Source organism: Campylobacter vulpis (assembly GCF_014217995.1).
Lineage (GTDB): Bacteria > Campylobacterota > Campylobacteria > Campylobacterales > Campylobacteraceae > Campylobacter_D > Campylobacter_D vulpis.
Map to the genome: position 1 here is coordinate 1305322 of NZ_CP041617.1, position 24957 is coordinate 1330278.

Sequence of the window (24957 nt, forward strand, 5' to 3'; positions counted from 1 at the left end):
TAAAAAATATTATGAGGGTAAGATGAGCCTAGCATTAAATTTCCGTCCCAACAATTTAGATGAAATTTTAGGACAATATGAACTTGTAGAAGTTTTTAAAAAATTCATTTCTATGCAAAAACTTCCCCATAGCATCTTTTTTGGCGTGGCTGGCTCTGGTAAAACAAGCTTTGCTAGGGCAGTGGCTAAGGAATTTGGCTTAGATTTTTATGAATTTGATGGAGGGAATTTTAAGCTTGAAGAATTAAGAAAAATCCTAGAAAATTACAAAAATAGCCTCTATAAACCCCTTATTTTCATCGATGAAATTCACCGACTTAGCAAAACCCAACAAGAAATGCTTTTGGTCCCTATGGAAAATTATCGTCTCATTTTAATCGGTGCAAGCACAGAAAATCCTTATTTTGTGCTAAGTCAAGGCATAAGAAGTCGCAGTATGCTTTTTGAATTTAAAGCCCTTGGTGCAAAAGAATTAGAAATTTTACTCAAAAAGACGCAAGAAAGCCTTAATTTCACGCTCGATGAGGGGGCTAAAGACTTTTTGCTTAAAAGTGGTGATGCTAGGACAATGCTTAATTTAATCGAATTTGTGCTTGTTTTAGACCAAACTCACATTAGCCTTGAAAATCTCAAAAAACTTAAACATACCACAAATAGCGAAGGAGTAAGCTCTAAGGATACACATTATCTTTTAGCAAGTGCTTTAATAAAAAGCCTTAGGGGCAGTGATACTGATGCGGCACTTTACTACCTTGCAAGGCTTATTGACGGAGGAGAGAGCGCGGACTTTATCGCGAGGCGTTTAGTGATATTTGCCAGTGAAGATGTAGGAAATGCCGATAGTAAGGCTCTTATCTTAGCGACTTCTACCCTACAAGCAGTCAAAAATATAGGCTATCCAGAGGCAAGAATTATTTTAGCACAATGCGTCATTTATCTAGCTAGTGCTATGAAGTCAAATTCCAGCTACAAAGCCATTAATGAGGCATTGCATTTTGTAAGAAATAATCCACCCCTACCAATCCCAGCTTACTTAAACAATAACACCCCACAAAGTAAGGATTATCTTTATCCGCACGACTTTGGAGGCTATGTAGAGCAAAAATACCTCAGTCAAGCCTTAAAATTTTATTATTCTAAAGGCATAGGCGAAGAGAAAAGACTTTTGGAAAATTTACAAAAATTAAAGTCTAACTAGAACAAGCACTTTTGCCATTCATCACAGGCTGAATCGCTGCATTATCACTGCTACCATTTTTTTGTATGAAGTCCCAAAGTTTCTGTGCTGCCTCTGCATAACGCTTCGCACTCACACTTTCACTTTGATAAAAGCTCACAGGCTTACCCTCATCGCCACCCTCTCTTACAAGCATCTCAAGAGGAATTTGTGCTAAAAGCTCACACTCATACAAATCTGCCATTGCTTTAGCATTACCCTTGCCAAAAATTTCATATTCTTTGCCATTATCAGGACATAAAAAGCCACTCATATTTTCAATCACCCCAGCTATGGGAATATGAAGTTTTTTAAACATATCTAAAGCTCTTTTGCTATCATCTAAAGAGACAACTTGAGGGGTAGAAACGCACACACCAGCATTAATAGGAATGCTTTGTGCGGAGGTAATTTGCGCATCGCCAGTTCCAGGAGGCATATCCAAAAATAACACATCAAGCTCAGGCCACAACACATCGCTTAAAAGCTGCTCTACTGCCTTCATTATCATCGCTCCACGCCACATAAGCCCTTGTCCTTCTTCAATCAAAACGCCCATACTCATCATATAAATTCCGTGCGTTAAAATGGGCTTAAGCTTTGCTCCCACGACTTCAGGCTGAGTGCCGACTTCTCCTAGCATTCTAGGGATATTAGGTCCGTAAATATCCGCATCAACTATCCCTACTTTCAAGCCCATTTTTGCCATCGAAATAGCTAAATTTAAAGCAGTCGTGCTTTTACCCACGCCACCTTTTCCACTCGAAACCATTACGAAATTTTTCACTTGTGGGGTGACATTTTTCCCGCTTTTAGAATTGCTTTTTTCCTCTTCGATTTGAGGTTGTAAAATTTCTACATTGAGTGTTTTTAAATTTAAATCTTTCAAAGCTTCATTAATATCTCTTTTCAAAGTGTCTGCTATGCTAGGATTTGCCGCAACTATCTCAAGTTTGATGTAGGCTTTTTCCTCATCTGCCTTAATTTTTTTCACAAAACCATAACTCATAATATCCTTTTCGAAATTAGGATATTTAACCTTAGCTAGTCTTTCCTTAATCTTTTCTATCATCATTTCTCCTTAAATAAAAAGTAAATTTTACTCTTAAAAGGTTAATTTTAAAGTGTATAATATAGTAACATAAGAATTTGCAAGGAGTAAAAGTGTCAAATATCAGCTTAATTATGCTTGCGGCTGGGGATTCTACACGCTTTGATTTGGGCGTAAAAAAACAATTTATTCGTCTAGGTGATGACCCCCTTTGGCTTTTTGCGACAAAAAATTTAAGCTCTTTTTGTCCTTTTAAAAAAATAATTATTACCTCTAGTAACATTTCCTATATGAAAAAATTTGCCAAAAATTACGAATTTGTGCAAGGCGGAGTAAGCAGAATGCAGTCTTTGAAAAATGCTCTTGAATTAGTCGATAGCGAATTTGTAATGGTAAGTGATGTGGCAAGAGTTTTAGTCTCAAAGAATTTATTCAACCGCCTTTTAGAAAATATCCACAACGCAGACTGCATCACCCCAGCTTTAAAGGTTTGTGATACTGCACTTTATGAAAATGAACAAAGTTTGCAAAGAGAAAAAATCAAACTCATACAAACCCCGCAACTCTCCCGCACCAAGCTACTTAAAAAAGCTCTTCAAACGGGGCAAGAATTTACAGATGATAGCACAGCTATCGCGGCTGTGGGAGGTAAAATTTGGTTTGTAAGTGGTGAAGAAAATGCACGTAAAATTACCTTTAAAGAAGATCTTAAAAAACTTGATTTACCAGCACCTAGTAAGGATATTTTTACAGGAAATGGCTTTGATGTGCATGAATTTGGAGAAAAACGAGCCTTAATTTTAGGAGGGGTTAAAATCCACGACACGATGGGACTAAAAGCCCATAGCGATGGTGATGTTTTAGCACACGCTCTTAGCGATGCACTTTTGGGTGCGTCTTCGCTTGGAGATATAGGAGAGCTTTTTCCAGATACGGATTTAAAATATAAAAATGCCGATTCTATGAAGCTTTTAGCTCAAATTTATACACAAGTAAAGCAATATGGCTTTGAACTTATCAATATTGACATCACAATCCTAGCACAAAAGCCTAAAATCGGTATTTTTAAACAGAAAATAGCCAAAAATATCGCCAAAATTTTAGACCTTGATGAATTTAGAGTTAATATTAAAGCTACCACCACAGAAAAACTGGGATTTATAGGAAGAAGCGAGGGTATAGCTGTGCAAGCAAGTGTAAATTTAAAATATTTTGACTGGACAAAATGATGCGGGTTTTAATTATAGAAAACGAACTTTATTTAGCACAAAGTATAGCGATGAAGCTGAGTGATTTAGGATACAGTTGCGAAATTTTTAATTCCTATGATGAATTAGCAGGACAAAAAAACTACGAAATTGTTTTAATTTCCTCTAACACGCCAAATTTTTTAAAAGCCGTGGAGAAATTTAAAAATAACATTGTCATTTTACTCATTTCTTACATTAGCACAGATACCGTTTCTACGCCTTTAAAAATGGGGGCAAACGATTATATACAAAAGCCTTTTATGATGGAGGAATTATTAAGAAAAATCAAACATCATCAAGATTTTAGACATCTTTTAATGCTAAATTCTACCTATCAAAATTACATCAAATCGCGTCTTAGTGCTGTAAAATTACCGCATTTTTCATACAAGAAACTCAAACTTCCTCTCATCTTGCAAACTAACAAGCAAAATTACGCCGATGCTTTCGCTTTTTCTTATATGAATGAGTGCAATGTGGAGCTTTATTATATCGACTTATCTGTGCCAAATTCTGTGGATAAGGTAATGAAACTTGATTTAGAAAATAAAGTCCTTTTTTTGAGTCATTTTCAAATTTTAAAAGATAGCGAAAAAGAAAGACTTTTAGAATTTGTTAAAAACAAAGCTATTATCATTCATACGCACAAAATTTGCGAACTTAATTTCGAAGAACTTGGATTTCATTGTATAGATTTTAATCATAACGAAAAAGATATTAGCGACAATGAAATTTTAACCATAGATGAATATATTAAGCATATTATTTTAAGCTATCAAAATGTTTTTGCAGACACAGAACTCTCCAAAAAACTTGGAATTTCACGCAAATCCTTATGGGAAAAAAGGAAAAAATATGAAATCAGCAAGAAAAAATAAAAGTATTAAAATAAACTCTAGTGAATTTGGCACACTTTCACTCATCAAAGAGGGTTTGCTAGGCTCTTGCTCCCGCTTAATGAACGAAAAAGAAAGTAAGCAAATTTTAAAAACAGGCAAATTTAAAAATGAAAGTTTCCCATACCCATTAAGCTTCACTCCAAGTGATTGCAATATTTTGAAAGATTTAAAACCTAAAGATTTGCTAGAACTTGAATTAGATGGCGAAATTGTGGGACATATTATTTATCAGGGTCAATTTAAAAATGATAAAAATTTTATTAATATTTTTAACCCAAACACCTGCTTACTTAATGATGAAAATAGCTTTTATATCTATGGAGAAATAGAGCTTTACCGCAATGAACTCTCCTTTTATAAACAAGAATTTCAACGCATTAAAGATACGCAAAATGCACAAAAAATTACTGCCATAGTTTCAAGTTTTGACCCACTCCATAGAGCACATGAGAGAATTTTCCGCTGGACCATTGATAAGGCGGATTTAGTTGTCGTTTTTCTCATCGAGTCTTATGAAGCAAATGGCTTTGAATTTGAACTTAAAGAAAGATATTTAAAAACTTTTATCCAAAACTATCTCCCAAAAGAACGTATTTTTGTCTTTCCACTTAAAAATATTGACATTTTTCATGCGCACTTAAATCCCGGACTCGAAAGCATTATTGCAAAAAGTCTTGGCTGCACTAAACTTGTCGTAGGGCAAAATCATAGTGGTTTGGGTATGTTTTACGATGCAAATCAACCCAAAAGCATACTAGATGAATTTTCTAAAGATTATGGAATAGAAACGATTATTTTGCCTGAATTTGTTTTTTGTGATCAATGCAAAATGATAGTTTCAACACGCTCTTGTCCGCACGGAACACATCATCACTTGCATTATAATGCTAATTCTTTAAAAGATTTACTAAGAGCTGGTATAATCCCTCCTGCTGTTTTTATGCGTAAGGAAATTTCAAGCCTTATCTTAAGCGCACTTTTTCCACAACGCCTTAAAAATTTGCAACAGCTTTACCAAAATCTCTTTCCAACAGATGGGATTTTAGAAGATAAAAGTGATGAGGAATTTTATCAAAAACTTTTAGAAATTCATCAAATGACTTATATGGTGTGAAATGCAAAAATTTTATTTAACCTTTTTTTATTCAGGGTGTGCGAAAAAAGCCCCTGGGACCTTTGGCACTTTAGCGGCGATGATTCCTGCCTTTTTTGTGCTTAGATACTTGGGAGAACAAACGCTCTTTTTACTTTCTATTTTGATTTTCATCGCTTCGATACGCGTCATTGATGCTTATGAAAAAAAGACACAAAAACACGATGATAAACACATCGTTATTGATGAAGTGGCGGGAGTTTTTTTAGCTTGTGCTATTGCAGCGAGTGCGGAAAATTCACTTTTAAATTTCGTCTTAGCCTTTATTTTTTTTCGTTTTTTTGACATCACAAAACCCTCCATCATCGGTAAAATAGACAAAAAAGTCAAAGGCGGCTTGGGCGTAATGCTTGATGATATGTTAGCGGGGCTTTTTGCGGGGCTTTTGTGTGCTGTGATTTACGGCTTTTTGCTTAAATTTAATTTAGTCGCTTGGGATATTTCTTTAAAAACTTTGTTTTAATTTTTACTTAAATTAAGTCTATTTTAACTTTTACTTTTATATAATCCTAGTTTTAATTTTAAGACAAGGAAATTTTATGGCAAATCACAAATCCGCCGAAAAAAGAGCAAGACAAACCATCAAAAAAACAGAAAGAAATAGATTTTATAGAACTAGACTTAAAAATATCACAAAAGCTGTTAAGGAAGCTGCCGCAAATAATGACAAAAACGCAGCTAACGAAGCTTTTAAAATTGCAAATAAAAGCATCCACGCTATGGTAAGTCGTGGTTTTCTTAAAAAACAAACTGCCGCACGCCGCGTGAGCAGACTCGCCCTTTTAATCAACAAAATCGCCTAAATGTTAGCGGAAAAATTACAACCCTTTCTCAAACGCTATGAAGAATTAAACACTCTTCTTAGCGATACAAGTATTATTAATGATATAGAAAAAATGACCTCTCTTTCCAAAGAGCAAAAAAATTTAGAACCCATAGTCTTAAAAACGAAAGATTATTTTAATACACTCACTCAAATCGAAGATAACAAAGCTCTTTTAAACGACCCGGAATTTGGCGAACTTGCCAAAGAAGAATTGAAAAATTTAGAAGAAGAAAAAATCAATTTTGAAGAAGAAATTAAAATCTTACTTCTACCAAAAGATCCTAATGATGAAAAAAATATCTTCCTTGAAATTCGTGCAGGAACGGGAGGAGATGAGGCATCTTTATTTGTGGGAGATTTAGTCAAAGCTTATGCAAGATATGCCGATTTAAGAGGTTATAAGATAGAAATTGTTAGCTCAAGTGAAGGTAGTGCTGGAGGCTTTAAAGAGCTTATTATGCTTGTAAAAGGTGTGGGAGCTTACTCAAGGCTCAAATTTGAAAGTGGCACACATAGAGTGCAAAGAATCCCCCAAACAGAATCACAAGGCAGAATTCACACCTCAGCCATCACAGTCGCCATTATGCCAGAAGTTGATGACATCGAAATTCAAATCAATCCAAACGACCTTAAAATCGATGTTATGCGCTCTTCAGGACACGGCGGACAAAGTGTTAATACCACAGATTCAGCCGTTCGTATCACTCATATACCAAGTGGCTTAGTCGTCGTCAATCAAGACGGAAAATCCCAACATAAAAATAAAGAAAGTGCGATGAAAATCTTAAAAGCAAGACTTTACGAAATGCAAGAAAACGAAAGGCTAGCCAAAGAGAGTCAAGAGCGTAAATCTCAAGTAGGAAGCGGGGATAGAAGTGAGCGCATACGCACTTATAACTTTCCGCAAAACCGCATTAGCGACCACCGCATTAATCTTACACTTTATAGACTTGATGCCATTATGGAGGGAGGGCTTTTTGACGAGCTTATTGAGCCTTTAATCGCCCATCATCAAAGTGAAGCTTTGAAAGAACAGAAGCTATAAGCACTTTAAAAATTTGCATTTTACATACCGAAAAAGACTTTGTAACATTAGATAAAATTAAGCCCCTATATTTTTAAAGGCTTATAACAAAACACCATAAGTTCAGCAATCTTATCACTTGTTCTTGTTTGTCTAATGGCATTAACAATTTGTTCTATAACCTAGATTTTGAAAAAAAATCATTTGTTATCTCTTTGCTTAAAATGCTTTTTAAATTCTTTATCTGCAATTTTTCATTTTGGCGTTTGCACATTCTGTATCGTTTTCTGCGAAATTAGCGTTTTTATCACTTTCTTTGATTTTAGCTTCCAACTCTTTAGCACTTTTGACTCTTCATAATACTCAACACTCTTTGTCTTCAAAAAAACAAGCAGAAAATAAAATAGCAACAACTGCACTAAGCAAACCTAGTTTAATAACATTAAAACATAAAGCAAAATATTTTTATTTTATCTCGCCTTTAAAAGCCTTTTTCTTTTGTGATAAAGTTACACACAAAGTATTTAAATTTGCATACAATGCCACAAATTATATTTAAAAGGTTAGTATTATGCAAAGACGCAAGTTTTTAAAATCCTTAGCATTAAGCCCCATTTTAGTCGCTGGAGCGGGTGCAAATTTAGACTTTAGTAAGATTAAAGGCAAGGCTAGCATTATAGACCTAGATCGTTGCGATGGCTGCACTAGCTTTGATGTGCCAAAATGCGTGAGTGCGTGTAAGGAGAAAAATGCGGCACGTTTTCCTAAGCCTGTGGAAGAGATCCCTAATTATTTTCCGCGTAAAATCAATGAGGATTATTCACAAAAACAAAATGACATTTCTCGCTTAAGCCCTTATAACTGGACCTTTGTGGAGGCTGTGGAGGTAAATTCTAAAAAAGTATTTATCCCTCGCCGTTGTATGCACTGCGATGATCCTACCTGTCAAAAAATCTGCCCTTTTGGGGTGATTTCTAAGGATAAAAATAACGCCGTTAATATCGATGAGAATTTTTGCTTTGGTGGGGCAAAGTGCCGTGATGTCTGTCCTTGGGGGATTCCTCAAAGACAAGCTGGGGTTGGAATTTATCTTAAAATCGCTCCAAAATTGGCTGGTGGAGGTGCTATGTTTAAGTGTGATATGTGTGCGGACTTACTCGCAGAAGGCAAAAAACCAGCTTGTGAAACACAATGCCCAAAAAATGCCATAATTTTTGACGACAAGGCTAAAATTTTAAATCTTGTCGAAAAAGCTAAAAAGCAGGGAAAATTCATCTATGGCGATACGCAAAATGGCGGAACGAGCACTTTTTACATTTCTTCTGTGGATTTTGCAAAAATCGATGAAGCCATCGCTAAAAAATATGAAAATACCGGGCAAGTAGGACGACCGCATATGAAAGTTAAGGTGGATAATTTCATCAACGAAGACTCCACTCTCATCAAAGGCGTTTTAACCGCACCTCTTGTAGGCGTAGTCGCTGGGGCTATCGCTGTGGCAAAAGCTAGAAAAATAAAAAAGGAAGAGTTATGAAAAAAATTAAAAAAATGATATTGCGTCAAAGCCTTCAAAATCGTATCGTGCATTGGGGTGTGGCGGTAAGCACTTTTGCACTAATTATAAGCGGCATGTTTCAAATGCCCGTTTCAAAAAGATACATGATTAACGAATTGCCCCTAATGGCGTGGAGTGGGGACTATCATATCAGTCTTATAATGCACTATGTAGGGGCTTTTAGCCTCATTTTTTTCGTGGCGTTTCACTTATTTTTCCACATAGCTAGAGCGGAATTTGACATCTTTCCTAAAAAAGGCGACGGAGTAAAAAGTCTTAAAATCATCAAGGCTATGCTTTTTGGAGGGGTTGAGCCAAAGAGTGAGAAATATTTACCCGAGCAAAGATTAGCTTATTTTTTCATCGGGCTTGTTTTACTTCTTTTAATTAGCACAGGATTAATTAAAACAGCCAAAAATTTGGCGGGGTGGAATTTAAGCGAGGGGCTTTATTTTTGGAGCGCACAGCTACATAATCTTGGTATGATTTTAATTATTTTAGGGATTATAGGGCATTTAGCAGCTTTTATCTTTAAAGCAAATCGCCCTCTTTTAAGGGCTATGTTTAGCGGTAAGGTCGATGCTAACTACATTAAAGAAAGGCATAGTTTGTGGGAAGAAGGCGTTAAAATGGCGGATAAGGAGTCATAATGCAAGAAAATATCGAAAAAATTTCAAAACTTGCAAATTTTCCCATAGTTTTATTTGCTTCCGTTATGGGGATTGGAGGGCTTTCTCTTGCGTTTAAAAAAGCTAGTGTGGCTTTTAATCATCAAGCTTTTTTAGCGTGGAGTGCCTTTATTTTTGCGTTTTTAGCTTTTATCATTTTCACGCTTTTATTTGTGTGTTATGGTGCGAAAATACTCTATCATTTTAAAGCTTTTAAGGCAGATTTAACACATCAAGTTAAGATTAATTTTCTCTCAAGTGTGCCTATAAGTATGCTTATTATTACGGCGTTTTGGAGTGATTTTATCTCTAAAGAAAGTGGATTTTGGTGGGTGATTTTAGGAAGTTTTTATGTGGCGAGTGCCTTACAGCTTATTTTAAGCTTATATGTGATGAGTTTTTGGTTTAGAGAAAGTATGAAAAGCTCCCTACTCTCCCCTGCGTGGTTTATCCCCATTGTTGGAAATTTGATAGTCCCACTTAGCGGCACTTTCATCAATGCCCCAAAAGATATGCTACTTTTTTTCTTTTCCATAGGGTGCTTTTTTTGGATTATTTTAAGTGCGATGATTATGCAAAGGCTTATTTTTGAGCAAAGTTTGGAGACTAAATTTATCCCTACGCTTTTTATTTTCATCGCTCCGCCTAGCATTTTTGTGCTAGACTTTCATAGTCTTTTTGAAACACATGGCATTTTAAGCTTAATGGTGTATTTTATAGCTTTATTTTTCGTGCTTTTATTATTATTTTTAGGTAAAATTTTTAGCAAACTTAGCTTTGCTCCGTCTTGGTGGGCTTTTACCTTTCCTTTATGTGCTTTTAGCATAGCAAGTTTTGATTTATTTATTACTTATAAATTTAAGTATTTTTATGGATTTTTAGGGATTTTAGCACTCATTTTAGCACTTTTTGCAGTCTTTTTCATTTCTTATAAGACTTTAAGAGCTGTGGCAAATGGCGACATTTTTAAAGAACATTAAATAAAATTAATAAAAATATCAAATCTTAATGATAGTTTAAAAAGCTATGTTAAATTTACCTATAAATTTAAAGGCTAAAAATGATAGATAAGCGATTTTTTATTTCTTCTTGTGATGATATGGAACTTGGTATTAAAAGAACTTCCAAGCTTGAATACCGCCTAAGCTCTCCGCAAAATCCTAAGGCAATCTTTTTCATCATCGGTGGTTTTGGGACAAATGCGGACCTTAGAATGATGGATTTTACCAGAAAGCAAATCGCTTCTAAATTCGATGTGGCGGCTGTAAATGTGCTGTATCATTGCTTTTGTTGTCGGCGTAATGACTTAGAGCAACAATATAGTGCTCAAATCGCTATACTTGAAGAGGATAAAGCAAATTTAATCAAGCTTTGTCAAGCCTTAGCTCTGCCTTATGAGAATTTAGGCGTGAGTGAGATTTTAAAACGGATAGAAGAATCCATACAAAAAGAAAAGAAAAAGGGAAATTTAGTTAAGGATTTTAGAATCAACACCCTTACTTACACTCTCCTCCCACCTAATGAAGAGTATCAAAATTACGGCATTATGGCAGCACTTGATCATATCAATGTCCTAAAAGATCTCAAAACTCACGGGGGGGGGGGGGTAAGCTACCTGTGATTTACGCAGGGGGGTGCTATGGAGGTTATTTAGCACACTTAATCGCCAAAATCGCCCCTCATCACACCAACGCTGTCATTGATATAGCCTGTGCACCCCTGCCCTTTTTTGAGATGTTTATGGGCAGGGCTTTAGGACACGGGGAATTTTTTATAAACACAGATGATTTTTCAATCCATTGTTTTACCAAAACTTTTTGGAATGAGAATAATTTCACAAAGGCACATTATGAAATACGCTCTTTACTAACTCCGTCTCATTTACAAATTCAAAAAACACATTGTGAGCATATTCATTATGTGAGTTATCATAGTAGTGAAGATGAGTTTAAAACAGCAAAAGATAAAAAGCTTTTATATGAAATTTATGAGAAAATGGGCTTTAAAGCAAAATTGCATTTAGCTAAAAAAGAGGACATCGACCATAAAATCATCAGGGATTTAACCCACGGAGGTATCTCAAATCACCGCGTTTTCTTAAAAGAACTTCCCCTTCTTTTAAAGGACTTTGAGAGAGGCAAATTCCCCCTTCAAAATGCCTCCATAAGCTATCCTTGCGAGGATAAAACTTTCATCTTTAAAGACGAAGGCAATGCCTATACCTTGCGTATCCGCTAGGATTTATAAATTATTTTAAGGTGCTCTAAATTTGCACTTGCATTTAAAAGTAAGGCATCAGCTATCACAAGCCTAGCCATAGCACTTGCAACGACGCTTCCTCTCACACCTACGCAAGGATCGTGCCTCCCGCTTAACTCACAAAGGGCATTTTCCCCCCTCTCATTCATACTTTTTTGAGGTAGAAAAATGGACGGCGTAGGTTTAAAATAGCTCTTAAGCTCGATTAAGTCGCCATTTGAAATGCCTCCCAAAATCCCTCCGCTATGATTGCTTAAAAATTTACCATTTTGCATAGCGTCATTATTTTGTGAGCCTCTTTTTTGACTTGATCTTATGCCAGAGCCTATTTCTACGGCTTTTACGGCATTTATTCCCATTAAAGCGTGAGCGAGTTTAGAATCAAGCTTATCATAAAGCACCTCCCCAAGTCCTGCCATTACCCCACTTATCCTTGTAAAAACAGCCGCTCCAACGCTATCTTTTGCCTTTTTTGCTTCTAAAATTTCTTGCTTAAAATTTTCCTCTAAATCCTTATCAAGGCAAAAAATTTCACTTTTATTTGCAAATTCAAAGTCAAATTCACTATTTTGAAGTGTTGAGATGCACTCTCCCACGCCAAAAACTCCGCTTAAAACCTCGATGTTAAATTCTCTTAAAAGCATAGCCGCCACCGCACCAGCTGCCACTCTAGCCACGCTTTCTCTCGCACTTGAACGCCCTCCTCCTCTATAATCTCTTATGCCATATTTTTGAAAATAGCTAAAATCTGCGTGCGAGGGACGAAAAAGGCTTTTAAGCTCACTATAATCTTTTGAGCGTGTATTTTCATTTCTAAAAAGCATAGCGATGGGCTGTCCTGTGGTAAAACCCTCAAAAACTCCGCTTAAAATTTCTGCCCTATCACTTTCCTTTCTAGGCGTGGCAAATTTGCTTCCACCCTTTCTTTTGTCAAGCTCATTTTGTAAAAACTCCTCGTCAAATTTCACATTAGAGGGCATACCATCAAGCACCACGCCTATGGCTTCTCCGTGTGATTCTCCAAAGCTTGTCATTTTTAGTCTTGTCCCAAAAGTATTCATAATGCTCCTAACTTTTCTAAAGTGATTTTTGCTGCCATTTGCTGGGCTTCTTTTTTGCTGCTTGCTATGGCTCTTGCCATTTCCTTACCCTCTAAATTGAGGGCGACTTCAAAGCTTTTTTGATGGTCAGGTCCAAAGGCTCTTAGCGTTTCATATTCAGGTGTTAAGCCCATTTTGGCTTGTGTGATTTCTTGAAGTTTTGTTTTATAGTCCTTAAATAAGCTCTTCGCATCAATGCTTGGAAAATTCTCCTCTATAAGCCTTAGTGCGATTTCTTTAGCCTTGATAAAACCAGCCTCTAAATGCAAAGCACCGATTAAGGCTTCAAAGGCGTCTGAAAGTATGGAGGGCTTGTTTTTACCGCCGTTATTTTGCTCGGCTACACTCATAAAGATAAAAGCACCTAGATTAAGAGAGCTGGCGATTTTAGCAAAAGATTTTTCATTGACAAGGGCGGCTCTAAGCTTGGATAAATCCCCCTCCGCTTCATTTTTAAATTTATGAAACAAAAATTCCCCCACAACTAAATCAAGCACCGCATCGCCTAAAAATTCCAGCCTTTCATTATTATAATTTTTCTTTGCACTTTTGTGCGTTAGGGCACAGATAAGAAGATTTTTATCTTTAAATTTGTAATTTAGCCTTGCTTCTAAGCGTTCGAGTTTAGCCATTGTGCTTCCTTATATTTTCTTTGTAGCTTAAGTGCTGCCTCTCTTGCTAAAGTGTCGCAACGCTCATTTTCTTTATGTCCGTTGTGTGCTTTAATCCAAAAAGCCTCGATTTTATGCTCTTTTGAGACGCGTAAATACTCACGCCATAAATCGGTATTTTTCCTACCCTTGAAATTTTTCTTTACCCAACCATCAAGCCACTCATTAATGCTTTGCACCATTAAATTTGAGTCTGTGTAAAGATTAACCACGCAAGGCTCTTTAAGTATCTCTAAAGCCTTAATGATAGCCTTTAGCTCCATTCTATTATTAGTCGTGTTTTCTTCAGCACCAACACCCACTTTTTCGTGTTCTTTATAACGCACGATATAAGCATAACCCCCAAAGCCCGGGTTATTTAAGCAAGAACCATCGGTATAAATTTCAACACATTTCATCATTTTTAACCTCATATAAAATTTTACAACGATTAAATTCATAGCACACAGGGCAGTGGTAGAAAAAAAGCGGCATAATGCTCTTGCACTCTAAACACATATAAGAAAATTCAAGCCTTGTTTTAAAATGATTTTGCCTTAAAATGTGATACATCTTAAAATGGGAATTTTTAAAAGTAAAGCCCTCTTTTTTCTCCACTAAACCTAGCATATAAAAATACTCATAATACTCCTCATCGTCCGTATTGATAGGCTCTTTACTCTTATAAAGCACATCACAAATTTGTGCGAATTCTTGTTTTTTAAAAATGCCATATTTTTCAAACATATAGCGTTTTAAGGGGGCATTGTCATCAAGCTTTATAATTTGCTCTTTTGCATTTTCTTTATTTTCAAGTGCTAAAGCTTTGATAAATTCCGCCTCTTCCTTAATGTCCTCTCCCAACTCAAACAAACACTCCAAAAGCTCTAAATTTTCTTTATATTTTTTAAGCTTAAGATAGCTTATTTTAAGCAGTTTTAAGGCTTCTTTGTTGCGGGGGCGAATTTTAAGGGCATTTAAAAGCACCTCTGTGCATTTTTCTAAAAATCCCGCCTTAAAATAAACTTTCGCTAAGGCTAGAAAAATAGCTTCTTGTTCGTCTTTATCCCTTGTTTTTTCTAAGGCGATTAAATAAATTCCACTTGATTTTTCAAATTCCCCACTCTTAGTAAAAATTTCAGCCAAAAAGCTAAGGTTTGAAAAGCTCAAATTCTCACTTCTTAAAAGCTCTTTATGAGCATTTTCAAGCTCAAATTTTTTAATAAATTTTTCTAGTTTTTGCTCCTCATCTTTATCTGCAAAAATCCTCCACGCATAGTGTGCTAAAGCCACGATTAAGATAAGTAAGGTAAGAAAAATTAGCCCAACTATGGGGTCTCTGTATTCCACAAAGAAAAAGTCCATAAAATATCCGCAAAATGAAATTAGCAAATTATACTAAATCTTTGTATAATTTGCATTATGATAGCAAAAGATAGCATAGAGCTTTTAAGCCAAAGAGCGGACATTTTAAACATTATCTCACATTTTCTTGATGTGCGTAGAAGTGGGGCTTCTTATGTATGCGTGTGTCCTTTTCACGATGATAAAAACCCATCAATGCACATTAATACCCAAAAAAATTTTTTTCATTGTTTTGCTTGTGGGGCAGGGGGCGATGTCTTTAAATTTGTAATGGACTTTGAGCGGGTCAATTTCGCTGAAGCAGTAGAAAAAGTCGCACAACTAAGTAATTTTACCCTCACTTATACCAAAGAAAAAGAAGAAAATAAAAGAGAAATCAAGCACATCTTACCCCTTTTAAACGCCTTTTATAAGCAAAGTTTAGCTAAACATAGGGAGGTTTTAGACTATCTTTATCAAAGAAAATTAAGCGATGAGGACATTAAAAAATTCGAACTTGGCTATGCAGTGGGAAATGAAGAGAGCTTAAGACTACTTAAAAACGAGCAAATTTCAAACGAAGACGCCCTTTATGTAGGAGCGATTAAAAAAGATGAAAGGGGAGGATTTTATGCAAGTTTTATCCATAGAATCACCTTTCCCATTTATGATTATAAAGGCTTATTAGTAGGCTTTGGAGGTAGGACTTTAAACGCAAATAATGCCGCTAAATATGTCAATTCTCCCCAAAGTGCGCTTTTTGACAAAGCACGCATTTTTTACGCCTTTCATCTTGCTAAAGAAAGCATAGCGAGGCAAAAAGAGATAATTATTTGCGAGGGTTATATGGACGCCATAGCCTTTCATAAGGCAGGTTTTACAAATGCCGTAGCAGTGCTTGGCACAGCTTTAACAGAGCATCATCTCCCCCTTATCCGCCGTTATGAAGCGAGGGTTTTGCTGTGTTTTGATAATGATGAGGCAGGTCGCAAAGCAGCTTTTCGCTCCGCTTTTTTACTAAGTGTGAATAAAATCGATGGTAAAGTTGTCTTACTTGAGGGCGGAAAGGATCCTGCCGAGCTTGTGGCAAATGATGAAGCTAAAAAACTTCACGCCCTTTTAGAAAGGGCTATGGAGCTTGGAGAGTTTTACATAAGAGAGCTTTTAAAAGGCGAAATGAGTTCTGCTCTAGATAAACAAAAAGCCCTAGAATCCGTGCAAAAATACACCTTTTTGCTTGAACCTTTAGTGGCAAATTCTTATACCGGCTTAGTGGCGAAACTTTTGGGCGTGAAAGAAAATTTAGTGCTTTTAAATAAAAATGTCAAAAATAGCCCCAAAACTCCCCTTTTAGACACGCAAAAAAGCAGGGTGCATTTAGGCGAATTAGAGCTTTTAAGCTTTCTTAGAATTTCAAGCGAGGCGAAAACTTTGTTTTTAAAGATGAGTGATAAAGCTTGTTTTAAGCATAAGGAACTTTGCGAAAAAGTTTTGGCAGGTTTTGGGCTTGAGGATAGCGACATTAGGGAACTTGAACTTAGAAATTTAAATGCTATCACTCATCTTAATGACTTCTTATGCTTACTTTGTAAAATCAACCTTGCCTTTTTTAACACCCTCACCATCACAAAGCCTCATCTAGGGCTTAAAAAACAGCTTTTAAGCCTTTTAGATAAAAACGCTCAAAAGCTTAAAAAACAGCTTGATGAAAAGGCACTTTTGGAATTTTACAAAGAGGCTTTAAGTTTTATCAAAAGCGAAAAAGATATGCAAATTTTAGAAACACGCCTTAAAACTTGGCATAAAATTTTCGCACAAACAAACATCAGCCCCCTAGATCTTGGCTTAGAAAGTTCGCCTTTTTAGACAAGCTTATCCACAAGAGGACTTTCTCCACGCGCAATTTGTGCTTTTAAATCCTTTGTGAAACTTTGCTCTAATTGAAATTCTTTAAATTTCTGCGGGTGAGAGCTTTCAAGCTTTGCTTTTTCCTCCGCACTCAGTGAGGCAAAGCCCTCTTCTAAGGCTTTTTCTAAGGGTGTTTTTTCCTCATCTTTTTCTTTTATTTTAGCCTCGTCATCATCATTTTGCTCATTTTTTTGCGGGTCAATCATCTTAGTCGCATTTGCCCCACCTCCACTTGCCTCTTTTAAGCCTCTTAAAATTTCACTTAAACTTTCTTTTTTGACATCAAGCTCATTGACATTTCCGTCCTTGTTAATGTCCTTTTCTAAGGCGAAATTTAGCTTTTCCTCTAAATTTGCATTTTCTAGGTTATTTTCATCTTTAAGGGCTAAATTTCCCATAGTTTCAAGTAGGGTATTTTGATTAAAATTTATGGTGATATTGCTTGATTTTTCCCCTTGATTTAAAGAGGAGGGGTTAAAAAGCACATTGCTCACCTTTTCAAACCACTCCGCCACAAAGGCATTTGCCTCGCCATTAAGCCTGATAGAGCCGTCCTTTCTAGCGATATAATTTGTATAAGAGCTAAAATGATTTTGCAAATTTTGATAATTTTCCTCGCTAATTCTCACAGCCATTAACTCGCCCTTTTTGTTTTCAAACACCACCTTAAAGCCCGAATTTACGCTTGAGATGTCATCGACTTTGATTTTATCTTGCTCTTCTTGTTTGAGTGCTAGAATTTCTTTTTTAATCACACTTGCAGAAGAGCTGTTTAAAGCGTTTATCTTATCCATATTCACTCCTTTTTGCTAAAATACCCCTTTTTGTAAATCGACACAATTTTAAAAAACTTGAAAGGAAGAAAATGAAAGCATTAGCACTTTTTAGCGGAGGTTTGGATAGTTTATTAGCGATGAAGCTTATCACGCAACAAGGCATAGCGGTTAAGGCTTTAAATATCAACATAGGCTTTGGCTCAAGAAGCGATAAAAGCGAGGAGATGAGACGCCGTGCCGCCTTAGTAGGAGCGGAATTTGAAATGGTTGATGTAAGGAATTCTTATCTTAAAGAAGTGCTTTTTAACCCACAATATGGCTACGGCAAGCATTTTAACCCCTGCATAGACTGCCACGCCTTTATGTTTAAAACAGCCCTTGCTATGCTTAAAGACGAGGGAGCGAGTTTCATCATCACAGGCGAGGTTTTAGGACAACGCCCTATGAGTCAAAGAGGCGATGCTATGGCGAAAGTTAAACGCCTAGCCGCTGATGAGGAGGATTTAATTTTGCGTCCTATGTGTGCGAAAAATCTGCCCGAAACCAAGCCCGAAAGAGAAGGCTGGGTCGATAGAGCAAAACTTGAGGGCATAAGTGGGCGTAGCCGAAAAAGACAGCTTGAAATGGCAGCCCAGTTTGGCATAGAGGACTTTGAAAGTCCTGGCGGGGGGTGCTTACTCACGCTAGAGAGTTTTGCGAAAAAAATTAAGGATTTTAAAGAATTTGATAGCAATATGGAGGTTAATGACGCTCAGCTTTTAAAATACGGACGCCACCTAAGACTGCCAAAAGGCGCAAAGATGATTATAGGGCGTAACGAGCTTGAAAACGAGCTTTTAAGGACTTTGAAAACAAGCAAATATGAAGAGATTAAGCTATATGATTTAATCGGCGCTTATTCTTTAGTCAGCAAGGACATTTGCGAGGAGGATTTAAACCTAGCTCTTCAAATAGCCCTTACTTATACTAAAAATGACCCTCAAAACTCCTATAAACTAGGCTTTAAAGAAAAGGAATTTGAGGCGAAAGCTTTTGAAGATAAAGCGAAACTGGGCGAATTTTTTATCTCTTAATCCACCCTTAAGCCCTTTTTGAGTGTGAAAAGGGTGTCTAAAGTTTGCACGATGTGTTCTTGTTCGCATAATGGCGGCAGGGGGATAGAAAAGTTTTTTAAAATATCTAGCGGTGGAATATTTTTAATAGCTGAGCCTTTGCTGTTTTCTTGAGATTTTTGCTTAATAAGAAAATCAAAAAAAATCATAAAATATGGTATCCACTCTTCATTGACTAGCTTGATTTTCATTAAGGCTTGATTGATAATTCCTTTTGGTGCATTTTTTGGAATTCTAAAAATTTCGCCTATCGTCCCCGCACAACTTACAATAATGTCATTTTCAAAAACTTCAAATTGCTTTAGTTTTTCAAAATGTTCTAATGAAATATAGTATTCCCCTAGAGTTTCGCTCTTTTGAATAGCATTTTTTTGCTCGTATATTTTTACCGCATTACTTCCATTTGGGATAAACATATCTTTTGTAATTGCACTCCCAAAGGGTCCTTTTTTCATCTCACAAATATCCCCAAGTTTTACCCACGCCCAAGAATTTGGGATTTCAAAGGGTGCTTCGCTAAGGTTTAAGGGCGTGATTTCCTTGCATTTTGTAAGCTCTTTTTTTAGCATTTGTATTTGAGATTTAAAAAGGGCTTTTTTATCTTTGTCTTTTTCAAGCTTTAATTCTTTTTCACATTTTTTTAACTCTTTTTCTAAATTTTTGCGTTTTTCTTTTATGGCTTCGTTGTAAGTATTGATTTCATCAAAGGCGGAGAGTGTAGGGGAGCTTCTGCGATAAAGTTTGCTTAAACTGCCCTCTAGGGCAAGTTTAAGCAAACTCTTTTCAATTCTCTTTTCAATTCTCTTTAAATTCTCTTTAGTGATAGCAAAATCATTTGCGAGTGTAACGAGCAAATCAAGTTTTTTGACGATTTCTTGCTGTTCGCATAATGGCGGCAGGGGGATAGAAAGATTTTGTATCATCGGTATTGTTAATTGCGGAATACTTGTTCCGCTTGATTTTGGAATTAAAGGCATTAAGACATAAGCTAAATAATTTAAATTTATTGCTTCGTTTGGAATAGCCACTAAAAGACGGATTATAGGGTAAAAAGGCTCATTTCTTACACATACAAAACCTATCGTGCCTCTGCCTGAAATCGTTATAGCAGACTTTTTAACATAAGCTTCGTTTGTAAAACCATACAAGCCATTATTTTTTACCCCATTTGTATAAATTGGGACTTGACAATTTTCTGTTTGTGTGCTTGAAAAAAGTTGCGGTTTATCTCCACCAGCAAATAAATCTTCACAAATATCCCCAAGTTTTACCCACGCCCAAGAATTTGGGATAGTAAAGGGCGGGGTAGTCGTCATTGCGAGAGTTTCGCTAGAAACTTGCGGCAATCTATTTGCGGTTTTTGGTGTGTGGTTTGCTTCGGCTTCGCCTCGCAATGACGCAGGGGTAATAATAGGCTGAATTTCTTTGCATTTTGTAAGCTCTTTTTTTAGAATTTGGATTTGAGATTTTAGCTCTTGTTTGCCTTGTAGATTGCTTCGCTCGCTTTGCTCCCTCGCAATGACGGATTGGGGCTTTTTAAGTTTGATTTCTAGCTTTTTAAGCTCTTTTTCTAAATCTTTGCGTTTTTCTTTTATGGCTTCGTTGTAAGTATTGATTTCATTAAAGGCGTTAAGCCCATTATTTTCACGGCGGAATCTAGCAGTAAGTTTGCCTTTAATGGCATAGTCTAGCAAGGACTTTTTTAAGGTATCTGTTTTCATTTATAAATATCGCCCCTTGAGTTTGCCTTGCCTTGAAGTTTTTTAATATCTAGCTTCGCTTCATAAGGATTTTGTGCGATTGTCTCAAAGCTTTCAAAAACTTTGGCTTGTATGTCTTGGTGCTTTTTTAAAAACTTTATAAAATCCTTGTGATACTCTATGTTATAGGGCATTTTGTATGCCTTGTTCTGTTGTATTTCCCCTTTTATTTTCTTGGGTATTCTCTTGGCTTACAAGCCTTTTTAGCTCTTCGTGGCTTATGGTTTTGCCCTCTGCTAACTCTTTACGCGCTTCTACCCACGCTTCATAATCCTCTTTTGTCATAATGGTGTCATCATAGTCTTCTGCTTGTGTTAGCACTTCTACAAGCTCCACGCCTTTGATGAGATTTATCGCTGAAATTATGGCGTCTTTGTTGCGTTTATCAATACTGACTTCTAGTAGCATAGTTTCTCCTTATTCGTTTTCTTTAATTATAGTAGAAATTTGCTTCATTATGGAATCTAGCGTGGCGTTTAGCTTATCTCTCTCGGTTTTGATTTGCTCCATAAGCTCTAAGGGGGCTAGTATCTCTTCTTCTTCGCTTACATAGCCGCATAAATCAAAGTTGTAATTCCTAGATTCTAGCCCTTCTTTGGTGTAGGATTTAGCCTTGAAATTCCCGCTTTCATCTTGTAAGCTTTGTCTATCACTTTGCCACCACTGCAAAAAGGGCTCAAAATGCTCTAGGCTCATTTGCTTCGTTTTGCCAAAGGATTTTATACCCTCTGGCATATCAAGGCGGTAGAAGTGGGTGTGCTGTGTGCCTTGTGGGTCGGCATTGAAAAAAAGTAAATTTGTAGGAATGCTCGTATAAGGGGCAAAAACGCTTTTAGGCAAACGCAAGATAAGGTAGAGATTAAAATCACTTAAAAGCTTTCTTTTGAGATTGATTTTTGCATTATCAGCACCAAATAAAAAGCCATCAGGTAGCACGACTGCGGCTTTGCCTTTGTATGAAAGTCTGTGCAAAATGAGAGCCATAAATAAATCTGCCGTTTCACTGCTTTTGTATTCTTGGGGGAAGTTTTTAATATCATCACCACGCTCATTGCCACCATAAGGGGGATTCATTAAAATAATGTCAAATTTGGGGTATTTTGTAAGATTTATATCAAAGTCTTCAAAATTGCTAAATTCAAAGGCATTGCCGTGCTTTAGGTTTGGATTTTCTATGCCATTAATGAGTAAATTTGTCGCACAAAGCAAAAAGGGCAAGGACTTTTTCTCTACACCATAAAAGCTTGTTTCAAAGACTTTTCGCTCACTTGTGAGACTTACTTGCTTTTCTAAAAAATGTGCCGCTGAAATGAGAAAGCCCCCTGTCCCACAAGCTAAGTCCGCCACACTCTCACCTAGCTTTGGGCTAAGCATTTCTACCATAAATTCTGTAACGGCGCGCGGTGTGTAAAACTCGCCGGCATTTCCTGCACTTTGCAAGGTTTTTAAAAAGCTTTCATAGACTTTGCAAAGCTCTTTAAAATCTTGTCTATTGTGAATCTTAAGGCTAGATTCTATCTCATTTATCACTTCGCGTAAAAGATAGCCATCTTTCATATAGTTGTTTAAATCTTCAAAAACTTTTCGCACGATGGATTGATTTAACGGAGTGGATTCTGTGATATTTAGGGCTTTTAGCGTAGGGAAAAGCTCATTATTAACAAATGTGAGTAAGGGTTCGCCTGTGGGGGACTTTTCACCCACTGCCCAAGACTCCCAACACAAATGCTCTGGGATTATAGAGTGATACTCCGTGCCATTCATCTCATTTAGGGCAGTCCATTCTTTTTCATAATAATCATAAAGCTTTAGGAATAAAATCCACGCGATTTGCTCCATTCTTTGTGCATCGCCATTAACTCCTGCGTCTTGACGCATAATGTTTTGAAGTTTTTTGATATTTAGCATTAGCTTACCTCCTTATAAAGTGCGTTTTTAAGATTTTGTAGTATTGCATTTACTCCGCCATATTCTTTAAAAATCTGTGCGATTGTGGTGAGATTATACTTTGAAGCAAAAGGCTCATTGACAAATACACTAGAATCTAGCTCGTTAATGCCCCCTTGTGCGTATTTCTCAAGTAAGAGTTCTAAAAGCTCTCTAGCCTTTGGCTGTAAAGATTCTAGGAATTTATTTGCCTTTTTTGCCCTTTGTGTGCGGCTTAGGGCGGGGCTACCTTTAGCAAGGGAGAGTAAAATGTCAAATTCATCGCAGTTTTTAAATTTATCCATTTGCCCTAATTCTTGGATAAAAATACCCTTTTGCTCTAGCATAGCTAAAAGCTCTTCACGCGTGGCTTTATCGCCTGTGCGTAGGGTGTCAAGGTAAGATTCAAAAGCTTTAGTATTTTTAAGCTTTTCACCACTATAACTCTCTATGCTTTGCGTGATATATGTCAAAACGCCATTAACATTGCGTAAAATGGCGACAGATTTGCTTTGTGTGTAGATTTCTATCTCTTCGCCGTCTATGGTGTGCTTTATCGGCGGTTCTTTAGTTTGGGTTTTATTGTCTTTGCTGTTTTTATTCTCTTGGCTTGTGTTTTCTGGCTTTTTCTCTCGTTTTGTTACCTCATCTGTGCCGATAAACTCTATCTCGCCATCAAAGTCAGGGTCGTTTAAAAAATCCCTTGCAATGCCTTTGAAATCAAGCACATAAAAATGTGTTTTGCCCCTAGATTCTAAGCCTTCATTGAGTCTTGTGCCTCGCCCTATCATTTGCTTAAATAGGCTTTTATCACGCACGATTTTATCAATGACTATGACTTGCACCATTTGTGTATCTACCCCTGTGCTTAAAAGCTGGGAGGTCGTGGCGATGACTGGGTAGCGTTTGGTTTGGCTTTTAAAATTATCTAGCAGGGCTTTGCCTAAATTATCATCGCTTGTTATGCGTGTAATATAGTTAGAGTCTTTTGCCACTTCTTGCTTATTTTCATCTTGCAAGGCATCTTTCATCAAAAGGGCGTGGCGTTGGTCTTCGCAGAAAATGATAGTTTTAGCGTAAGGATTTTTTAGGGTGTGGTGTAAAAATTTGCTCACTTCTTTAGCAACGAAGCGGATTTGAGGTTTGAGATAAATTGTGCGGTTAAAATCTGGGGAGTTAAAAGTTTCTTGTGGGATTTCTCTGCCCTCTTCATCACGCTTACCTAGCTCTGGTGTGTAGCCCTCTTGCACGACATTTGAAAGCAACTCTACCACAGAAAAGGGGGCTAAATAGCCATCTTCTATGCCTTGTTGTAAGCTGTATTGATACACCGGCTCGCCGAAATAATCTATATTATCATCTTCTCTTTCTTCTAGCTCTCCTATCTCTTGGCTCTCTCTTTGCTCTTTATTATATTTAGGCGTGGCAGTCATACCAATTTGCAGTGCGGAGCTAAAATACTCTAAGATCTCACGCCAAGTAGAATCCGCCCTAGCACTGCCTCTGTGGCACTCATCGATAAAAATAAGGTCAAAAAAGTCCGGCTTTAAGGCTTTATAATGCTCTTTTTTATCGCCATTTTCTTCACTACCGCTGATAAATTGCTGATAGATTCCAAAATACAAACTATACCCGCTTTTAAAATTACGATTTTCTATCTTATAAATGCCTTTGGCAAAGCTTTTAAAAGTCCTTGTGGTGTCGGTGTTTATAAGCTCATTTCTATCAGCTAGGTAGAGAATTTTCTCTATCTTTTTGCCATTTGGCAAGATTTGGTTAAAAAGGCGGTGGGCGATTTGATAGGCGATGAGAGTTTTGCCCGTGCCTGTGGCAAGGACGAGTAAGATTCTATTTTGTCCTTTTTGTGCGGCGATTAGGGCGGCGTTTATGGCGTTGTTTTGATAATAACGCGGTGTTGTTTGGCTTAAATCACAATGCGTTTGTAAAAGATTGTCATTTGTGAGATTTTGCCATTTTTTGTAGGCTTCATAAAGCTCTTGTGGGCTTGGGAAAGCATTAAGGGGTAAATTCTCTTTTGCTACCCCCTTAAAATCTTTTGTAAGCGTGTATTTTACAAAGCCCTTGCCACTACTAGAAAAGGCAAAGGGGGCTTTAAGTGCTTTGGCATAGTTTTTCGCTTGTTCTATCCCCTCGCTATCTTCGTATTTATAGGCTTTTGCCTCTAAAACTGCAAGAATGATTCCATTGTGAAAAAGCACATAATCAGCCTTTTTTATGGTGCTTTTATCTCTTTTGCCTGTTTTGATGTCAATTTTGCCCTCGCTAAATTCATAATCTTTAGCTTTTACTCCATATTCCATTTTAATAAATTCAAAATCCCAGCCCACTTTGCTTAAAGCAGGTTCAATATAACGCTTTTTGGTGTCTTCTTCGCTAAGGTTTTGCAATGCTTTCAAATTTAACTCCTAAGCTATTAAAATTAGACGATTATATTAAAAAATGATAATAAATAAAAATGA

25 protein-coding genes are annotated in these 24957 nt (G+C 36.7%); 14 read left to right on the forward strand and 11 right to left on the reverse strand.

The annotated features are described in order from the left end of the window. Window positions 1-22: 22 nt before the first annotated feature. Window positions 23-1198: a replication-associated recombination protein A gene (locus CVULP_RS06720; protein ID WP_099507193.1), complete on the forward strand. Its 1176-nt coding sequence runs from the start codon at window positions 23-25 to the stop codon at window positions 1196-1198. Here CVULP_RS06720 and CVULP_RS06725 read toward each other — a convergent pair. Beyond that, window positions 1191-2288: an Mrp/NBP35 family ATP-binding protein gene (locus CVULP_RS06725; RefSeq protein WP_099507192.1), complete on the reverse strand. Its 1098-nt coding sequence runs from the start codon at window positions 2286-2288 to the stop codon at window positions 1191-1193. The genes CVULP_RS06720 and CVULP_RS06725 overlap by 8 nt on opposite strands. 92 nt (window positions 2289-2380) lie before the next feature. Between CVULP_RS06725 and CVULP_RS06730 the strand changes: the two genes are divergently transcribed. The 11 genes from CVULP_RS06730 (at window position 2381) to CVULP_RS06780 (ending at window position 11880) form a co-directional block, all read left to right on the forward strand. Then, on the forward strand, window positions 2381-3496 hold the full coding sequence (locus CVULP_RS06730) for a bifunctional 2-C-methyl-D-erythritol 4-phosphate cytidylyltransferase/2-C-methyl-D-erythritol 2,4-cyclodiphosphate synthase (protein ID WP_099507191.1): 1116 nt from the start codon (window positions 2381-2383) through the stop codon (window positions 3494-3496). Then, window positions 3496-4395, forward strand: a complete 900-nt coding sequence (locus tag CVULP_RS06735; RefSeq protein WP_099460949.1) for a DNA-binding transcriptional response regulator — start codon at window positions 3496-3498, stop codon at window positions 4393-4395. Before CVULP_RS06730 ends, CVULP_RS06735 begins: the two co-directional genes overlap by 1 nt. Further along, complete coding sequence (locus CVULP_RS06740) at window positions 4373-5530, forward strand: sulfate adenylyltransferase (RefSeq protein WP_099460899.1); 1158 nt, start codon at window positions 4373-4375, stop codon at window positions 5528-5530. Before CVULP_RS06735 ends, CVULP_RS06740 begins: the two co-directional genes overlap by 23 nt. Before the next feature lies 1 nt (window position 5531). Continuing rightward, the gene (locus tag CVULP_RS06745; protein WP_099460898.1) at window positions 5532-6032 is read left to right on the forward strand and encodes a phosphatidylglycerophosphatase A family protein; all 501 of its coding nucleotides are present in this window, start codon (window positions 5532-5534) and stop codon (window positions 6030-6032) included. Window positions 6033-6108: 76 nt separating this feature from the next. After that, window positions 6109-6372, forward strand: coding sequence for a 30S ribosomal protein S20 (gene rpsT, locus CVULP_RS06750; protein ID WP_099460897.1), 264 nt, complete (start codon window positions 6109-6111; stop codon window positions 6370-6372). Further along, complete coding sequence (gene prfA, locus CVULP_RS06755; RefSeq protein WP_099460896.1) at window positions 6373-7440, forward strand: peptide chain release factor 1; 1068 nt, start codon at window positions 6373-6375, stop codon at window positions 7438-7440. Window positions 7441-7990: 550 nt separating this feature from the next. Further along, on the forward strand, window positions 7991-8953 hold the full coding sequence (locus CVULP_RS06760) for a 4Fe-4S dicluster domain-containing protein (RefSeq protein WP_099507190.1): 963 nt from the start codon (window positions 7991-7993) through the stop codon (window positions 8951-8953). Beyond that, entirely contained in the window at window positions 8950-9624 is a 675-nt protein-coding gene (locus CVULP_RS06765; RefSeq protein ID WP_099507189.1) for a cytochrome b/b6 domain-containing protein, read from the forward strand. The genes CVULP_RS06760 and CVULP_RS06765 overlap by 4 nt, the downstream gene beginning before the upstream one ends. Further along, on the forward strand, window positions 9624-10622 hold the full coding sequence (locus CVULP_RS06770; protein ID WP_099507188.1) for an SLAC1 anion channel family protein: 999 nt from the start codon (window positions 9624-9626) through the stop codon (window positions 10620-10622). The genes CVULP_RS06765 and CVULP_RS06770 overlap by 1 nt, the downstream gene beginning before the upstream one ends. Window positions 10623-10702: 80 nt before the next feature. Further along, entirely contained in the window at window positions 10703-11263 is a 561-nt protein-coding gene (locus CVULP_RS06775) for a DUF2920 family protein (RefSeq protein ID WP_213274484.1), read from the forward strand. Next, window positions 11260-11880, forward strand: coding sequence for a DUF2920 family protein (locus CVULP_RS06780; RefSeq protein ID WP_213273457.1), 621 nt, complete (start codon window positions 11260-11262; stop codon window positions 11878-11880). Before CVULP_RS06775 ends, CVULP_RS06780 begins: the two co-directional genes overlap by 4 nt. Here the strand turns inward: CVULP_RS06780 and aroC are convergent. The 4 genes from aroC to CVULP_RS06800 are packed head-to-tail and all read right to left on the reverse strand — an operon-like array spanning window position 11877 to window position 15016. Then, window positions 11877-12962 (reverse strand): chorismate synthase, encoded by a 1086-nt coding sequence (gene aroC, locus CVULP_RS06785; protein WP_099507279.1) that lies wholly within the window; start codon window positions 12960-12962, stop codon window positions 11877-11879. The genes CVULP_RS06780 and aroC overlap by 4 nt on opposite strands. Beyond that, window positions 12959-13633 (reverse strand): ribonuclease III, encoded by a 675-nt coding sequence (gene rnc / locus CVULP_RS06790; RefSeq protein ID WP_099507278.1) that lies wholly within the window; start codon window positions 13631-13633, stop codon window positions 12959-12961. The genes aroC and rnc overlap by 4 nt, the downstream gene beginning before the upstream one ends. Further along, entirely contained in the window at window positions 13612-14070 is a 459-nt protein-coding gene (gene rnhA, locus CVULP_RS06795; protein ID WP_099461829.1) for a ribonuclease HI, read from the reverse strand. Before rnhA ends, rnc begins: the two co-directional genes overlap by 22 nt. Beyond that, a complete protein-coding gene (locus CVULP_RS06800; protein WP_099461821.1) occupies window positions 14057-15016 on the reverse strand; it encodes a tetratricopeptide repeat protein in 960 nt (319 codons plus the stop codon). The genes rnhA and CVULP_RS06800 overlap by 14 nt, the downstream gene beginning before the upstream one ends. Before the next feature lie 57 nt (window positions 15017-15073). On the opposite strand from CVULP_RS06800, the gene dnaG reads away from it, so the two are divergent. Further along, window positions 15074-16861 carry a DNA primase gene (gene dnaG / locus CVULP_RS06805; protein ID WP_099507277.1) on the forward strand — a complete coding sequence of 596 codons (1788 nt, stop codon included), beginning with the start codon at window positions 15074-15076 and terminating at the stop codon, window positions 16859-16861. Here dnaG and CVULP_RS06810 read toward each other — a convergent pair. Continuing rightward, complete coding sequence (locus tag CVULP_RS06810) at window positions 16858-17697, reverse strand: hypothetical protein (RefSeq protein WP_099507276.1); 840 nt, start codon at window positions 17695-17697, stop codon at window positions 16858-16860. The two genes, dnaG and CVULP_RS06810, sit on opposite strands and share 4 nt — an antisense overlap. A gap of 71 nt (window positions 17698-17768) precedes the next feature. Here CVULP_RS06810 and CVULP_RS06815 point away from each other — a divergent pair, with 71 nt between their 5' ends. Continuing rightward, complete coding sequence (locus CVULP_RS06815; RefSeq protein ID WP_099507275.1) at window positions 17769-18752, forward strand: argininosuccinate synthase; 984 nt, start codon at window positions 17769-17771, stop codon at window positions 18750-18752. Here the strand turns inward: CVULP_RS06815 and CVULP_RS06820 are convergent. Genes CVULP_RS06820 through hsdR form a run of 5 tightly spaced genes read right to left on the reverse strand, consistent with a single transcriptional unit; the run spans window position 18749 to window position 24894 of the window. Further along, window positions 18749-20512, reverse strand: coding sequence for a restriction endonuclease subunit S (locus CVULP_RS06820; protein ID WP_099507274.1), 1764 nt, complete (start codon window positions 20510-20512; stop codon window positions 18749-18751). The genes CVULP_RS06815 and CVULP_RS06820 overlap by 4 nt on opposite strands. Further along, window positions 20509-20685: a type II toxin-antitoxin system RelE family toxin gene (locus CVULP_RS06825; RefSeq protein ID WP_180753034.1), complete on the reverse strand. Its 177-nt coding sequence runs from the start codon at window positions 20683-20685 to the stop codon at window positions 20509-20511. The genes CVULP_RS06820 and CVULP_RS06825 overlap by 4 nt, the downstream gene beginning before the upstream one ends. Beyond that, window positions 20675-20959 (reverse strand): hypothetical protein, encoded by a 285-nt coding sequence (locus CVULP_RS06830; RefSeq protein WP_099507273.1) that lies wholly within the window; start codon window positions 20957-20959, stop codon window positions 20675-20677. The genes CVULP_RS06825 and CVULP_RS06830 overlap by 11 nt, the downstream gene beginning before the upstream one ends. Before the next feature lie 9 nt (window positions 20960-20968). Continuing rightward, complete coding sequence (locus CVULP_RS06835) at window positions 20969-22459, reverse strand: class I SAM-dependent DNA methyltransferase (protein ID WP_099507272.1); 1491 nt, start codon at window positions 22457-22459, stop codon at window positions 20969-20971. After that, window positions 22459-24894: an EcoAI/FtnUII family type I restriction enzme subunit R gene (hsdR, locus tag CVULP_RS06840; RefSeq protein WP_099507271.1), complete on the reverse strand. Its 2436-nt coding sequence runs from the start codon at window positions 24892-24894 to the stop codon at window positions 22459-22461. The genes CVULP_RS06835 and hsdR overlap by 1 nt, the downstream gene beginning before the upstream one ends. Between the last annotated feature and the right edge of the window lie 63 nt (window positions 24895-24957).

Bases quoted from the DNA above. Each gene is read 5' to 3' on its own strand.
- CVULP_RS06800 (WP_099461821.1), bottom strand. From the start codon at position 15,016: ATGGACTTTTTCTTTGTGGAATACAGAGACCCCATAGTTGGGCTAATT.
- CVULP_RS06825 (WP_180753034.1), bottom strand. From the start codon at position 20,685: ATGCCCTATAACATAGAGTATCACAAGGATTTTATAAAGTTTTTAAAA.
- CVULP_RS06835 (WP_099507272.1), bottom strand. From the start codon at position 22,459: ATGCTAAATATCAAAAAACTTCAAAACATTATGCGTCAAGACGCAGGA.
- CVULP_RS06720 (WP_099507193.1), top strand. From the start codon at position 23: ATGAGCCTAGCATTAAATTTCCGTCCCAACAATTTAGATGAAATTTTA.
- CVULP_RS06770 (WP_099507188.1), top strand. From the start codon at position 9,624: ATGCAAGAAAATATCGAAAAAATTTCAAAACTTGCAAATTTTCCCATA.
- CVULP_RS06820 (WP_099507274.1), bottom strand. From the start codon at position 20,512: ATGAAAACAGATACCTTAAAAAAGTCCTTGCTAGACTATGCCATTAAA.
- rnhA (WP_099461829.1), bottom strand. From the start codon at position 14,070: ATGAAATGTGTTGAAATTTATACCGATGGTTCTTGCTTAAATAACCCG.
- CVULP_RS06765 (WP_099507189.1), top strand. From the start codon at position 8,950: ATGAAAAAAATTAAAAAAATGATATTGCGTCAAAGCCTTCAAAATCGT.
- CVULP_RS06760 (WP_099507190.1), top strand. From the start codon at position 7,991: ATGCAAAGACGCAAGTTTTTAAAATCCTTAGCATTAAGCCCCATTTTA.
- aroC (WP_099507279.1), bottom strand. From the start codon at position 12,962: ATGAATACTTTTGGGACAAGACTAAAAATGACAAGCTTTGGAGAATCA.
- CVULP_RS06745 (WP_099460898.1), top strand. From the start codon at position 5,532: ATGCAAAAATTTTATTTAACCTTTTTTTATTCAGGGTGTGCGAAAAAA.
- dnaG (WP_099507277.1), top strand. From the start codon at position 15,074: ATGATAGCAAAAGATAGCATAGAGCTTTTAAGCCAAAGAGCGGACATT.
- CVULP_RS06775 (WP_213274484.1), top strand. From the start codon at position 10,703: ATGATAGATAAGCGATTTTTTATTTCTTCTTGTGATGATATGGAACTT.
- CVULP_RS06815 (WP_099507275.1), top strand. From the start codon at position 17,769: ATGAAAGCATTAGCACTTTTTAGCGGAGGTTTGGATAGTTTATTAGCG.
- rpsT (WP_099460897.1), top strand. From the start codon at position 6,109: ATGGCAAATCACAAATCCGCCGAAAAAAGAGCAAGACAAACCATCAAA.
- CVULP_RS06735 (WP_099460949.1), top strand. From the start codon at position 3,496: ATGCGGGTTTTAATTATAGAAAACGAACTTTATTTAGCACAAAGTATA.
- prfA (WP_099460896.1), top strand. From the start codon at position 6,373: ATGTTAGCGGAAAAATTACAACCCTTTCTCAAACGCTATGAAGAATTA.
- CVULP_RS06740 (WP_099460899.1), top strand. From the start codon at position 4,373: ATGAAATCAGCAAGAAAAAATAAAAGTATTAAAATAAACTCTAGTGAA.
- rnc (WP_099507278.1), bottom strand. From the start codon at position 13,633: ATGGCTAAACTCGAACGCTTAGAAGCAAGGCTAAATTACAAATTTAAA.
- CVULP_RS06810 (WP_099507276.1), bottom strand. From the start codon at position 17,697: ATGGATAAGATAAACGCTTTAAACAGCTCTTCTGCAAGTGTGATTAAA.
- CVULP_RS06725 (WP_099507192.1), bottom strand. From the start codon at position 2,288: ATGATAGAAAAGATTAAGGAAAGACTAGCTAAGGTTAAATATCCTAAT.
- CVULP_RS06830 (WP_099507273.1), bottom strand. From the start codon at position 20,959: ATGCTACTAGAAGTCAGTATTGATAAACGCAACAAAGACGCCATAATT.